The organism is Caproicibacterium sp. NSD3 (assembly GCF_053613275.1).
In genome coordinates this window covers 842,359-856,371 of the sequence record NZ_CM132119.1, presented here as the reverse complement: position 1 = coordinate 856,371, position 14,013 = coordinate 842,359, and the positions used below count along the sequence as shown (strand labels likewise).

Annotated in this window: 14 protein-coding genes; 3 read left to right on the top strand and 11 right to left on the bottom strand. The window is 44.2% G+C overall.

Annotated elements, in window-relative coordinates; genetic code table 11:
- Nucleotides 1-51 precede the first annotated feature (51 nt).
- From ruvB to ruvC, 3 genes are all read right to left on the bottom strand, one after another.
- Nucleotides 52-1,071 carry a Holliday junction branch migration DNA helicase RuvB gene (gene ruvB / locus ACVS9P_RS04180; RefSeq protein WP_452104666.1) on the bottom strand — a complete coding sequence of 340 codons (1,020 nt, stop codon included), beginning with the start codon at nt 1,069-1,071 and terminating at the stop codon, nt 52-54.
- Between the two features lie 82 nt (nt 1,072-1,153).
- Complete coding sequence (ruvA, locus tag ACVS9P_RS04175; protein WP_452104379.1) at nt 1,154-1,759, bottom strand: Holliday junction branch migration protein RuvA; 606 nt, start codon at nt 1,757-1,759, stop codon at nt 1,154-1,156.
- 34 nt (nt 1,760-1,793) lie between these two features.
- Nucleotides 1,794-2,303 carry a crossover junction endodeoxyribonuclease RuvC gene (ruvC, locus tag ACVS9P_RS04170; RefSeq protein ID WP_452104665.1) on the bottom strand — a complete coding sequence of 170 codons (510 nt, stop codon included), beginning with the start codon at nt 2,301-2,303 and terminating at the stop codon, nt 1,794-1,796.
- Between the two features lie 170 nt (nt 2,304-2,473).
- Here ruvC and pap point away from each other — a divergent pair, with 170 nt between their 5' ends.
- Entirely contained in the window at nt 2,474-3,973 is a 1,500-nt protein-coding gene (pap, locus tag ACVS9P_RS04165) for a polyphosphate:AMP phosphotransferase (protein WP_452104378.1), read from the top strand.
- 272 nt (nt 3,974-4,245) lie between these two features.
- On the opposite strand, the gene feoB is transcribed toward pap, so the two are convergent.
- Both feoB and ACVS9P_RS04155 read right to left on the bottom strand, forming a co-directional pair.
- Complete coding sequence (gene feoB, locus ACVS9P_RS04160) at nt 4,246-6,249, bottom strand: ferrous iron transport protein B (protein ID WP_452104377.1); 2,004 nt, start codon at nt 6,247-6,249, stop codon at nt 4,246-4,248.
- A complete protein-coding gene (locus tag ACVS9P_RS04155) occupies nt 6,246-6,476 on the bottom strand; it encodes a FeoA family protein (RefSeq protein ID WP_180341070.1) in 231 nt (76 codons plus the stop codon). The genes feoB and ACVS9P_RS04155 overlap by 4 nt, the downstream gene beginning before the upstream one ends.
- Before the next feature lie 264 nt (nt 6,477-6,740).
- Between ACVS9P_RS04155 and ACVS9P_RS04150 the strand changes: the two genes are divergently transcribed.
- Together ACVS9P_RS04150 and ACVS9P_RS04145 are read left to right on the top strand one after the other, a co-directional pair.
- Entirely contained in the window at nt 6,741-8,336 is a 1,596-nt protein-coding gene (locus ACVS9P_RS04150; protein ID WP_452104376.1) for a peptide chain release factor 3, read from the top strand.
- 154 nt (nt 8,337-8,490) lie between these two features.
- Entirely contained in the window at nt 8,491-8,700 is a 210-nt protein-coding gene (locus ACVS9P_RS04145) for a hypothetical protein (protein ID WP_452104375.1), read from the top strand.
- Nucleotides 8,701-8,890: 190 nt separating this feature from the next.
- Here ACVS9P_RS04145 and ACVS9P_RS04140 read toward each other — a convergent pair whose 3' ends face one another.
- From ACVS9P_RS04140 to ACVS9P_RS04115, 6 genes are all read right to left on the bottom strand, one after another.
- Nucleotides 8,891-9,352 carry an Lrp/AsnC family transcriptional regulator gene (locus ACVS9P_RS04140; RefSeq protein ID WP_452104374.1) on the bottom strand — a complete coding sequence of 154 codons (462 nt, stop codon included), beginning with the start codon at nt 9,350-9,352 and terminating at the stop codon, nt 8,891-8,893.
- 173 nt (nt 9,353-9,525) lie between these two features.
- Nucleotides 9,526-9,813, bottom strand: coding sequence for a GIY-YIG nuclease family protein (locus ACVS9P_RS04135; RefSeq protein ID WP_452104373.1), 288 nt, complete (start codon nt 9,811-9,813; stop codon nt 9,526-9,528).
- 250 nt (nt 9,814-10,063) lie between these two features.
- Nucleotides 10,064-11,047, bottom strand: coding sequence for an ABC transporter ATP-binding protein (locus ACVS9P_RS04130; RefSeq protein ID WP_452104372.1), 984 nt, complete (start codon nt 11,045-11,047; stop codon nt 10,064-10,066).
- Nucleotides 11,044-12,021 carry an ABC transporter ATP-binding protein gene (locus tag ACVS9P_RS04125; RefSeq protein WP_452104371.1) on the bottom strand — a complete coding sequence of 326 codons (978 nt, stop codon included), beginning with the start codon at nt 12,019-12,021 and terminating at the stop codon, nt 11,044-11,046. The genes ACVS9P_RS04130 and ACVS9P_RS04125 overlap by 4 nt, the downstream gene beginning before the upstream one ends.
- Before the next feature lie 9 nt (nt 12,022-12,030).
- Nucleotides 12,031-12,939, bottom strand: coding sequence for an ABC transporter permease (locus tag ACVS9P_RS04120; protein WP_452104370.1), 909 nt, complete (start codon nt 12,937-12,939; stop codon nt 12,031-12,033).
- Nucleotides 12,940-12,944: 5 nt separating this feature from the next.
- A complete protein-coding gene (locus ACVS9P_RS04115; protein ID WP_452104369.1) occupies nt 12,945-13,961 on the bottom strand; it encodes an ABC transporter permease in 1,017 nt (338 codons plus the stop codon).
- Nucleotides 13,962-14,013: the final 52 nt, after the last annotated feature.

Genomic DNA, 14,013 nt, shown 5'->3' with positions numbered 1-14,013 from the left:
ACTCCGTTCTTGATTCTATATTCTATATTTTAAGCATGAAAAGCAGAAAATTCAAAATAATTTTTGTTGGCTATTGTCCGTATCAGAGTCTGGCGGTGTAATTCCAAGGTGCAGATAAGCAGCTTTTGTCGCTACTCTTCCCCTAGGCGTCCGTGCCAAAAAGCCGATCTGCATCAGATAAGGCTCGTAGACGTCCTCCAATGTAATCGCTTCTTCTCCGATAGCCGCTGCCAAAGTATCCAGTCCCACGGGCCCACCATTATAATACTCGATCATTGTGCGAAGCATACGGCGGTCATTGGCATCCAGACCAATTTCATCTACTTCCATTCGGTCCAATCCGAGTTTGGCGGATTCATAGGTGATCACGCCGTTTGTCATCATTTGTGCGAAATCTCTTACTCGTTTGAGCATACGGTTAGCGATTCGCGGCGTTCCACGGCTGCGGGAGGCAATCTCCAAAGCGCCGTTCGCCTCAATTTGAATCCCCAGGATTCCTGCACTGCGCTCTACAATTTTGGCAAGCTCCTGCGGAGAATAAAGTTCCAGCCGCAGCACAACCCCAAAACGATCTCGTAAAGGTGCGCTTAATTGCCCCGCACGGGTCGTTGCACCCACCAGCGTAAATTTAGGCAGCGGCAGATGATAGCTCGCCGCCATTTGTCCCTTACCGGTAATAATATCAATCGCATAATCCTCCATCGCAGGATAAAGGATCTCCTCCACCGTTCGCGGAAGGCGATGCACTTCATCGATAAACAGCACATCTCCGGGATTGAGGTTTGTCAAAATAGCTGCCAAATCGCCGGGCTTTTCGATAGCAGGGCCACTGGTAATACGCAGATTGACGCCCAATTCATTTGCAATAATTCCCGCAAGTGTTGTTTTTCCGAGTCCCGGCGGGCCATAAAGCAAGACATGGTCGAGACTCTCTTTCCGCTGTTTTGCAGCCTCAATAAAAATCGATAAATTCTCCTTGACCTTTTCCTGCCCGATATAATCGCTGAGACATTTCGGGCGCAGCGGATTTTCTACCTCTGCGTCTTCCGGATTATATTCCGGAGCAACCATACGGTTTTCCAAATCAAAATCATCTTCCTGATATTCCACAGAACTGCCCTCCTTTCTTTTTCTTAGTCTTTTTATCTTTTCATTATTTTAGATTTGATCCCATCGACTTGAGGGAAAGGCGAATCAATTCCTCTACCGGAAGCTGACTGTCAAATTTTCCGACTACAGAAGCAGCTTCACTGGGCGTATACCCAAGAACGGTCAGCGCGTTGACCGCCGCTTCAGCGTTTCCGGCAGCACTTGGAATTCCCATATTCGGCACAAATTTTTCATCTTTTGCCGCCAAGTCCTTCACTTTATCCTTTAATTCCAAAACGATTCTCTGCCCAAGTTTTGGTCCAACGCCGCTTGCTCTTGTAAATGCCTTACTGTCTCCCGTTGCAGCAGCCATTGCGACCTGCTGTGGTGTCAGCACCGAAAGAATTGCAAGTCCCGCTTTTGGACCTACTCCGGTGATCGTTGTAAGCATGCGAAAGCAGCTGAGCTCTGCCTGCGTAGCAAAGCCAAAAAGGGTCAGTGCATCTTCGCGAACATTTAAATGAGTATAGAGCGTTGCTTTTTCCCCGATTTTGGGCAAAACAGACTCTGTATTTCGGGTGGTGCGACATTCAAAGCCGACTCCTCCGCATTCAATTACGGCCATCCCCGGCTCTATATGAATCAAAGTTCCCTTTAAACTGTAAAACACGAAACTTCCTCCACAATCTTATTTGACTTTATATTTAGGATCGAAACGACTTCAGCATTTGTCTCTTCAGTGCGCTGCCTGCCGCTTGTCCATGGGTGATCGCCATTGCAAGTGCATCGGCCGTATCATCGGGCTTCGGCACTTCTTTTAAACATAAGAGGCGCCTTGTCATCTCCATGACCTGCGGCTTTTTTGCGCCTCCAAATCCAGTAACTGCCATTTTAATCTGCATAGGTGTATATTCGTAAACCGGCACTTTCATTTCTTCGCAGGCAAGTAAAATCACACCGCGCGCCTGCGCAACTCCGATTGCAGTTGTCTTGTTGTTTTGAAAATAAAGTTTCTCTAGCGCGACCGCCTCGGGATGCCATTTTTCCAAAATGATCATCAAAGAATGATAGATAATCTGTAGGCGGCGTCCAAATGGAGTGCCAACTTTGGTGGTGATCGCTCCATGTTCCAACGGAATATAGTGTCCTCTCTCGGCCCGCAGAACACCGTAGCCAACAATTGCATAGCCAGGATCGATTCCCAGGATCACCACATGTTCCGCCTCCATTCCATAATATCCGTTTTATTATATCACAGTTCTTTTTCGAAGAAAAGACGAATTCTTTTTCTGAAAAGCTTTGTAAACTTTTCTCATATTTTATTGTGTTTTTATAAAAAACGTGTATACTAAAGCCAAAATGATTACCAGAAGGTGAGATAAAAATGCTGGAAAATGTAAATTTGAAGCAACAAATTGAAAAAGAATCTTATAAAAAACAAATCACACCAATTAAAGAGGCTCTTTTTTCATTAGAATCACCCTTAAAAAAAGAAAAGCTTCCGGTAATTATCCTATTTGAGGGCTGGGGGGCCGCTGGAAAAGGGCGTGTCATTGGAGAACTCATCAAGAATTTCGATCCGCGATGGTTTCAAGTCGTTTCCACCGTACCTGCCACAGCAGAAGAAAAGCGATATCCAATTCTGCGGCGGCATTTTATGGAGCTTCCAGAAGCTTCGCAAATGATGATTTTCGACCGCAGCTGGTATATGGAAGTTTCCACAGGACGTTTGGAAGATGAGGTCGATGACCGAACCAATTTACAGCGAATCGAAGAAATTAATGCTTTTGAACGAAACCTTACCAATAATGGTTACCTCATTTTAAAATTTTTTCTGCACATTAGCGCAAAAGAGCAAAAGGAGCGCTTCCAAAAGCTGGACAGCAGCAAAGATACAGAATGGCGAGTCACTCCAACAGACTGGCGCAGAAACCGCCAATATGATAAATATTATCAGATTTTCGACGAGATGCTCGAAGCGACTGATACCGACTATGCGCCGTGGCATGTAATTTCCGGGATGGATCACCGTCTCTGTACGCTGGAAGTTCTTCGAACGGTTAACGATGAGATTCATAAAGCCTTACAGAAAAAAGCAGAACAGGAAAAGCATCCGGTAGCGCCTTCTGCTGTCATCGATCCCGGAAACTTTCCAATTTTAGAGATTCAAAAGCTAAGTGATGTTCCTCTGGATAAGACACTGTCTCTCCAAAAATATCAGGAGGAATTAAAAGCAGAGCAAAAAAAGCTTTCTCGCCTTCACAATATTCTCTACCTTAAAAAAATGCCTGTCATAATCGCCTATGAAGGTTGGGATGCCGCCGGAAAGGGCGGAAATATTCGCAGAGTTTCCGCAGCGCTTGATCCCCGCGGATATGAAGTAGTTCCAATCGCAGCACCCAATCAAGAGGAAATCTCCCGTCATTATTTATGGAGATTTTGGAAAAAGATTCCCAAAGAAGGTCACATCGCTATTTTTGACCGTACCTGGTATGGAAGAGTTCTGGTAGAGCGCATTGAAGGCTTTTGCTCCGAAGGAGACTGGCACCGTGCCTATCGGGAAATCAACGAATTTGAAAAGCAGCTTAACAATTGGGGCGCCGTCATCCTAAAATTCTGGCTGCAAATTGATCAAGATGAGCAGCTGCACCGCTTTGAAAAACGGAAAGATACGCCCTCAAAGCAATGGAAAATCACAGAGGAAGACTGGCGTAATCGAGAAAAATGGCCGCTATATGAAGAAGCTGTCAATGATATGCTGAAATACACCAACACTCAGTTTGCGCCATGGCATATTATCGAATCAAACGACAAATATTACGCCCGAATCAAGACCCTAAAGATCATCAACGATACGCTCCAAAAGGCACTAAAAAGCTATTAAGAATCGGGTGAAAAATCCTTCTTCCCACCCGATTTGAAAAGAACTCATCCTTAGCTTTCTGGCTTTGGATGAGTTCTTTTTTTATTCCTCTAATTGTTATGGCTTCTTCTTTTTTGTGATTTTAACCTCACAAGAACCATTTGTGCAATGAGGACAGTTCGCACAATTTCCGTTGCATCCCGGGTGACGGTGACAATAGCGCACCGCCAAAATAACCAGAATTAAGATCAGTAAAAGTACTAAATAATCAATTAGGTTCATAAAATCTTCCTTTAAAAAATCAGATTTCCGATTTGGTACACAACAAAGGAAACAAGCCATGCCACTCCACACTGATAAAGCACCACTGAAATAGCAGAAGTTGTGGAATGCATCTCGTGCTTAACCGCATTGATTGCAGCGATACAAGGCGTATAGAGCAGTGTGAAAACCAAAAATGCTGCAGCCGAAAGCGGCGTAAAGATTTGGGAAAGAGCCTGTGGGAGCATCGCACTGCTAGCCCCGGTCAGAACCGCAAACGTACTGACAACTGCTTCTTTTGCAACGAATCCGGAAATCAAAGCCGTTGCGGCACGCCAATCGCCAAATCCCATCGGCGCAAATATCGGAGAAATAAATCTTCCGATCATTGCAAGAAGGCTCTGTGTACTATCTGCTACAACGTTTAAGCGCAGATCAAAGTTTTGCAGGAACCAGATAATAATGGTTGCCAAAAAAATTACAGTGAATGCACGCTGCAAAAAGTCTTTCGCTTTATCCCACATCAGAAGGCAGACACTCTTTGCACTGGGCATCCGATAGTTTGGCAATTCCATTACAAACGGCACTGGTTCTCCATGAAACAGTGTCCCCTTAAAAAGAAGCGCGCTGAGAATTCCCATAATGATGCCGCCTATGTAAAGACAAATCATCACAAGCGCCCCATTCTTTGGGAAAAACGCCATTGTGAACATAGAATAGATCGGCAGCTTTGCACTGCAGCTCATAAACGGGGTCAGAAGAATGGTCATCTTGCGGTCACGCTCACTGGAAAGGGTTCTGGTCGCCATGATGGCAGGAACCGAACACCCAAAACCGATCAGCATCGGTACAAAGCTTCTGCCTGAAAGTCCGATTTTTCTCAAAAGCTTATCCATAACGAATGCTACCCGCGCCATATATCCGCTGTCTTCCAGAATTGAGAGGAAGAAAAACAATACCACAATCGTCGGAAGAAAACTTAAAACACTTCCAACTCCGGCAAAAACGCCGTTGATAATCAAGGAACGAATCACGGGATTTAACCCATAAGCTATCAATGCATCCCCGACTGAACCAGAAAGTGCATCAATCCCGTTACTAAGCGCATTGCTTAAAAAAGCCCCGATCACACCAAAGGTCAGATAAAAAATCAAAGCCATGATTCCGATAAAAATGGGAATTGCCAAATATTTGTTTGTCAGTACCGCATCGATCTTAACGCTGCGCTTATGTTCTTTGCTTTCATTAGGTTTAACAACTGTGTCTTTGCAAAGATTCTCGATAAAAGTGTATCGCATATCGGCAAGCGCAGCCTCACGGTCTGTATGAACTTCGCGCTCCATCTCGGTAACGGAATGCCCAACCATATCTTTTTCATTATCCGAAAGCTGCAGGGAGTTCATCATCGGATCGTCGCCCTCAATCAGCTTAACAGCAGCAAAGCGCGGCGGCACATGAATTCTCTGCGCATGATCTTCTACCAAATGCGCAACTGCATGAATTGCACGGTGAACTGCTCCGGAACAAAAATCGATCCGAGTCGGGCACTGCTTTTTCTGCGCAACTTCCAGCGCCGTCTCGACGACCTCCTCAATTCCTTCATTCTTACTCGCTACAATTGGGATCACCGGAACACCCAGTTCTTTGCTCAGTGTCTGAATATGAATGGTCCCGCCGTTTGCACGTACTTCATCCATCATATTGAGACATACAACCATGGGAATCTGCAATTCCAGAAGCTGTAGAGTCAAATAAAGATTTCGCTCAATATTGGTTGCATCTACAATATTAATGATTCCATCCGGATGCTGTTTCAATAAAAAGTCCCGGGTTACAATTTCTTCACTGGTATAAGGAGAAAGCGAGTAAATTCCAGGCAGATCCACTACAATCGTATCTTTGTGCCCACGAACGATTCCGTCTTTTCCTTCCACTGTAACTCCGGGAAAATTTCCGACATGCTGGTTAGAGCCTGTCAGCTGATTAAATAAAGTTGTTTTACCACAGTTCTGATTTCCTGCCAACGCAAAAATCATTTGCCCACCTCCTGTACGATGACATTTTTTGCATCGTCCACTCGAAGAGTCAACTCATATCCACGCAAAGTCAATTCAATCGGATCTCCCATGGGGGCTACCTTCTGAATTTTCACTTGCGTATGAGGAGTCAACCCCATATCCAGCATATGACGCCGTAAAGCTCCTTTCCCCTGTACTTCTTGAATAATCGCTTCTTTTCCAATTGGTAATTCGTTTAATTTCATATCATCCCTCCAAAGTTAGCATATGCTATCTCTTTAATTTTATTGTACTCTGCCTCTCTAAAAAAGTCAATTTCTTTTTCCGTTATAATTTTTTCCATTTGGTCACTTTAGGTCTTTTATAAACTTATTTTGAGCTTAAAACATCGAAAAAATTTTTTCTCGGCATACTTAATAAAAAATACTGCTTCTGCTTAAACAACTTTCTTGCTAAATTCCCTTTTTTGCGGTAGAATAAAATGTATTTGATTTTTCGGAGGGCACACTGTGAGCAATTATAAAGCAGAAATTAAAAAGAGACGTACTTTTGCAATTATTTCGCATCCGGATGCCGGTAAAACGACGCTGACAGAAAAATTACTTCTGTACGGAGGCGCAATTCAGCAGGCAGGCATGGTAAAAGGAAAACGCCACATGCGTCATGCCGTATCCGATTGGATGGAAATCGAAAAGCAGCGCGGAATTTCCGTGACCTCTTCTGTTATGCAGTTCGAATATCACGACTACTGCATTAATATTCTGGATACGCCGGGGCATCAGGACTTTTCCGAGGATACCTACCGTACGCTGATGGCTGCCGACAGCGCCGTAATGGTCATTGACGCCGGCAAAGGCGTTGAAAAGCAAACCCGAAAGCTCTTTAAGGTCTGTACGCTGCGCCATATTCCGATTTTCACTTTTATCAATAAAATGGATCGGGACGCCCGCAGCCCTTATGATCTACTGGACGAGATCGAACGGGAGCTTGGGATTAAGACCTATTCGGTCAACTGGCCGATCGGTTCGGGAAAAGAATTTAAAGGCGTTTATGACAGAGCAAGCCGGAAAATTTTAACTTTTACTGCGGAAGAAACCGCAAACGGCGCACATCAGGTGGCAGAATCAGCTAGTGATCTGAACGATTCCCGGTTAAAAGATCTTTTGGGTGAAAGTTTGCTTTCTACACTTCAAGATGATGTTGAACTTCTGGATGGCGCAGGTGAAGAATTTTCACTAGATGACGTCCGAACCGGGAAACTTTCCCCAGTATTCTTCGGCTCCGCTCTGACGAATTTCGGTGTCGAACCTTTTTTGCAGCAATTTTTAAAGATGACGACGACGCCCCTTCCGCGAGAAGCTGATATTGGCGTTGTAGATCCTATGGATGATCATTTTTCCGCCTTTGTCTTTAAAATTCAGGCAAACATGAATAAAGCACACCGAGACCGTATTGCGTTTATGCGGATTTGTTCCGGCGAGTTCGATCGTGGTATGGAAGTTTATCATGTTCAGGGGGACCGCAAGATGAAGCTGATGGCTCCCCAGCAGCTGATGGCAGAGCAAAGAGAAGTGATCGATCACGCCTATGCCGGCGATATTATCGGCGTTTTTGATCCAGGCGTCTTTTCAATCGGTGATACACTCTGCACGACCGCTAAAAAATTACGTTTTGGTGGAATTCCAACCTTTGCGCCCGAACATTTTGCCAGAGTTTCTCCTAAAGACACCATGAAGCGCAAACAATTTGTAAAAGGAATCTCTCAGATTGCGCAGGAAGGTGCCATTCAAGTTTTTCAGGAACTAAACGGCAGCATGGAAGAAGTCATCGTCGGCGTAGTAGGCGTTCTGCAGTTTGACGTATTAGAGTATCGTCTGGAAAACGAATATAATGTAGATATTTATATGGAAAATCTTTCTTATGAATATATTCGTTGGATTGACGATGATGAGTTGGATCCCAAAACGCTGGATCTCACCAGTGATACCAGAAGAATTCAGGATCTCAAAGGGCACCATCTGCTTTTGTTTTCCAGTGAATGGAATATTCGCTGGGCAAATGAGCACAACAAAGGACTTGCCCTCAGCGAATTTGGAAAAGCTTGATTTTTTGAAAGAGCGACTTATTTCTTTTTTTAAAAGAATGGCTGCTCTTTTTTGATTTAAAAAGCCACCTGATACAAAATATTTGAAAGTTTTTGAATTTCCGCCATGCTATTCCGTTTTCATTAAAAATCTGATAGGATATAGACATTCTAAAATGAAATGGATCAAATGGCAGGAGGAAAATGAAACGATTATTTTAAAACCGGACAATGCAGGCTGCTATGCAACAGAAGAACAGGATTTGCTGCAAGGCTCTAAGATTGGCCCCGCCTATGATCACTCCAAAGAATATCCTCATTCCATTGGAGATATTGAACGGTATGACCGAATCTGCCCCGAATTAAGCTCTCCCCGATTTTCCTAAAATAAAGAACATATAAAAAAGCGTCCATTCCAAATCAGAATGGACGCTTTTTTGTGGCATTTCTGCCACCCGCACTTATCTTATCTTCCCAACAAAAATAAGATAAACCGCTCCCGTCACACGAAAGTGACAGTATGTAAAGGCGAATCTTTTATCTCTGCTTAACATGCAGATTTTCGCCGAGGAAAACCTATGAACGACTTTTATCAGCGTTTTCTAATGTGAGATGAACGCCACGAGACTCCACCGGTGTAGAAAAAACGATCTGTGTAGAAGTGGAACCAAATTTTTGCAGCTGACCAATAAAAGTATCCAACTCTGAGGTGCTCGGATACGCCACCTTAATCAGCATAGAGTAATCTCCAGTTACACAATCGCACTCCAACACATTTGGACATGCGCTAATAAAAGGATAAAATTCGGGCTTTTGAGAAGGACTCATTTCCAGATTAATATAGGCTTTGATATGATAGCCTAGTTTAATGGGATCAACAACCGCTCGATATCCTTTTATGATCCCTTGCTTTTCCAATTTTTCAATTCTTGCCGAAATTGCAGGAGCAGAAAGAAACACTTTTTTTGTTAGAGACTTCACCGGGATTCGTGCATCCTCCTGCAAAGATTCCAACAGAGTAACATCGATCTTATCCAAATTCATCATCTCAATTCCATGAAAACTTATTTCCCGCAATAGAAAAGGACACGTGCCCCCTGTGGCACGCGTCCCTGCGTGATACTTATATTATGTAACAACTTTCTTTAAAAAGCAAGTCTTTTTTGAAATTTTTCTTTATTTTGTTTCATAAACAACAAATTTTTAATGGGTCAGCAAAATTTTTCTTTTGAAAATTCTGAATTTTCATGCACATCGCACACCAGTTCCAGCTTTTTCTTTCGAGGCATTTGCTTAATTTCACACTCACGCTGCATTGCTTCTCGGCGGCTTGAAAAGCATTCCTGATAGACAAGTTTTACCGGTCTACGAACCCGCGTATATTTGGCTCCTTTTCCGTCCTGATGCGTTTTTACACGAGCTGATAAATCATTTGTCCACCCAGTATAAAGGGTTCCATCTGCACAGAGAAGAATATAAGTCCAGTTCTTTTCTCCCATGAATTTTTTCCTCTACTTTTCAAGCATAAACTTTTACGATGACTTTTTAAAATTATATTCATTCACTTTTGTAAAATTCAAAGTCGTTCCATTCCATTTGTTTTGAATTTTATTTTTTAAATCCGTCAGTTTTTGCTTTTGCTTATTTTATTATAAAAGATTTTCAACACAAAGTCAAAAAAAGCCGGTGTTCTCTTTGGGAGAAGCACCGGCTTAAAAGCAAAAGAAGAAAAAGGGGATTTTTCAAGCTTTACAAATTCTGATCATCAAAGCGATGACATGCAACCCAATGATTTGGCTGTACCATTCGAAGTTCCGGCGTAACCGAATCACACCCGTCTACCTTTTCAAAGCAGCGGCTACAAAACCGACAGCCTGCAGGCGGATCGATCGGACTCGGAACATCTCCCTGTAAAATAATACGCTTCCGGCGTGTTTCCGGATTCACCGAAGGGATCGCGGAAAGCAGCGCTTTCGTATAGGGGTTGAGCGGGTTTGCATACAATTCATGCTTTGGCGCTATCTCCATCAATTTTCCAAGATACATAACGCCGACCCGATCACTGATATGTTTCACAACATTTAATCCATGAGCTATAAACAGATAGGTCAGCCCAAACTGATCTTTCAGATCGTCCAAAAGATTTAAGACCTGTGCTTGAATCGATACATCCAGAGCAGAAACCGGTTCATCACAAACGATCAATTTCGGCTGAACTGCCAAGGCACGGGCAATCCCGACACGCTGCCGCTGACCACCCGAAAATTCATGCGGGTAGCGGTTACGCATATGGTTTGCCAATCCGACACAGTTGAGCAGATAGGTTACTCTGTTCTCGACTTCATTATCCGGAAGCAAATGATTAATATGAATTGGCTCCGCAATAATATCTCCTACCGTCATACGAGGGTTCAGAGAAGCGTACGGATCCTGAAAAATCAGTTGAATGTCCTTACAGTATTCCCGGCGCTCCCTCGGTTTCATTGCCGTCAATTCTTTTCCTTCAAAGAAAATCTTTCCTTCGGAAGGCGTATAAAGATTTACCAACATTTTTCCAATTGTCGTCTTTCCACAGCCGGACTCTCCTACCAAACCGAAAGCTTCGCCTTTATGGATCTGAAAAGAAACATCGTCAACAGCTTTCAGCACTGAAGTAGGACGCCCAAAGAAATTGGTATCAACAACAAATCGCTTGGAAAGATGCTGTACATCAATCAAGACTTCATCTGTCATGCTTGCGCCTCCTCTTTCTGATCATACAGGAAACAGCGCACCTTATGTCCATTCATTTCCTGAAGCTCCGGCATCTCTTTCCGGCAGCGCTCCATACAGCGTTCACAGCGATCACTGAATGGGCACCCGGAAGGCATATGCAGCGGATTCGGAACCATTCCTTTGATCATATAAAGCGGCTCTTTGCTCTCGTCTTCCAATCTCGGAATCGATTTGAGCAGCCCAAGCGTATATGGATGCAGAGGTTTTTCAAACAATTCTTTTACATCGGCCTCTTCTACAACTTGGCCGCAGTACATGACAAGCACTCGATCAGCAGTTTCGGCAACCACACCGAGGTCATGCGTAATCAGAAGCACCGCCATATGGAATTTATCCCGCATCTGTTTGAGCAGATCCAGAATCTGTGCCTGAATGGTTACATCCAAAGCCGTTGTCGGTTCATCGGCAATCAGCAGTTCCGGATCACAGGAAAGTGCCATTGCGATCATCACTCTCTGGCGCATACCACCGCTCATCTGGTGGGGATAATCGTTAAAACGGTCTGCCGGACTTGGGATTCCTACAGTCTCCAGCATCTTAATCGCACGTTTTTTAGCCTCTTCTTTGGAAATTTTCATATGCGTCAAAATGCTCTCCGTAATCTGATCGCCTACCCGGTACACCGGATTCAAGCTAGTCATCGGCTCCTGAAAAATCATGCTGATTTTGTCTCCGCGGATTTTCTGCATCTCTTTTTGAGAAAGCTTCAAAAGATCTTGTCCGTTATAAATAATTTCACCGGCAGCAATTTCGCCAGGGCTTCTAATCAATCCCATAATTGACAGAGAGGAAACGCTCTTTCCGGAGCCGGATTCTCCAACGATGGCGAGAATTTCCCCCTGGTCCACCTGATAACTTATGTTATTGACCGCTTTGACCGTGCCGCGTTTCATATGAAATTCCGTCACTAAGTTTTTTACTTCTAGCAGCATTGTCACGCCTCAATTCTTTCTGGATTTCGGATCAAGCGCATCCCTAAGGCCATCCCCAAGCAGGTTAAATGCAAGCACGGTAATCGTGATCGCAAGACCTGGAAAGACCAGCATATAAGGAAACTGCAAGATCATTCCGCGAGCTCTTCCCAGCATATCGCCCCATTCTGCCAAAGGCGGCTGTACGCCTAAGCCTAAAAAGCCCAAGGCGGCTGTATCCAGCACTGCGGAAGAAATACCCAAAGTTGCACGGACAACAATGGAAGAAGTCACATTCGGTAAAATATGACGGAAAATAATTCGTCCATCCTTATCACCAATTACACGGGCCGCCTGCACATAATCATTTTCTTTTACGGAAAGAATCTGGCTGCGGACAATTCGCGCATATTCCGGAATGGAAACCAGTCCGATCGCGATAACAGCCTTGTCAATTCCTTTTCCTAAAGCAGCCATAAATGCGATTGCCAACAGGATAGAGGGAATACTCAGCATAATATCCATAAAACGCATGATAACCGCATCGATTTTTCCGCCGCGATAACCGGCGATTGCACCCAGTACAACACCGATTACTAAGCTGATCGTAACAGCTGCCAAACCGACGGAAAGACTAATCTGGGTTCCTACAAGGATACGTGCAAAAATATCGCGGCCATTTTGGTCTGTTCCACAGATATGTGCTGCACTTGGCCATAGTTTTGCCTGTGAAAGGTCCTGATCATAAGGATCATACGGTAAAATTTTAGGGAAAATTGCCGTCGTTACCGCAATCAATACTAAAGCAGCAATTACAAAAAGGCTGATCATTGCTGCGCGGTTCTCTTTCAGAGAATCCCACATACTGCGCCACAAGGATTCGGGCTTTTCAAGAATCTCCGTAGAAGCGGCCGCTTCAGAAATTCGTCGTTTTTTCATCGCGGTCAACCTTCTTTCTTTGCGTACTTGATGCGCGGATCCAAGAATGCATAGATGATATCAACCACCAAATTCAGCAAAACAAAGATCACTGCTATCAGCAGAACGACCCCCTGAACAACCGGGAAGTCAGATTTTAAAATACATTCGACCGTATATTTTCCAATACCAGGCCATGCAAACACCGTCTCCGTCAAAACAGCGCCGCCAAGAAGGCTGCCAAACTGCAGCCCAATTACTGTCGTAACCGGGATCATCGCATTGCGCAGCGCATGGTGCTGCACCACGCGTCCTCTTGTCAGGCCTTTTGCTTCGGCAGTACGTATGTAATCTTGGTCCAGTGTTTCCAACATACTGGAACGAGTCATACGAGTGATAATCGCCATCGAGTAAAGGCTCAAAGCAACTGTCGGCAAAATTAAGTGCTGCAAGGCATTGCCAAATGCTTCAAAGTCGCCGGAAAACAAGGTATCAATCAGATAGAGACCTGTTCCTCCAACCGGCTGAAGCATTGGGTCGATTCGTCCGCTGCTCGGCAAAAGATGCCATGTACCGGAAAAAAGGATAATCATCAGCATGCCGGACCAAAAGATCGGCATAGAGACACCAATCAGTGCCAAAATCATACTGGCGTGATCTGCAAGCGAATTTTTCTTAACACTGCTAATCACTCCAAGCAGGATTCCAAAAATAGAAGCAAGAATAATTGCACAAATTGCCAACTCAACCGTTGCAGGAAAACGAGAAGCAATTTCCTGCGTTACAGGAGAATGCGTATAATAGGAGGTTCCTAAATCTCCACGAAGCGCATCGATAAGAAAATTCCAGTATTGAAGCCAAATGGGGTCATTCAAGCCGTTTTCCTGGCGCCATGCCTGCATCGCATCCGGAGTTGCATGCTGTCCAAGCACAACACCTGCTGGATCCGGTGAAAAGACACGCATAATCAGAAAAACGATAATGGAAACACCCAAAAGGACCGGAATCAGCTGCAAAATGCGTTTTACAGTATACTTAAACAAGCTGTATACGTCCTTTCCTTCTTTTTCTAAATAGTAACCAATATAAACGCAT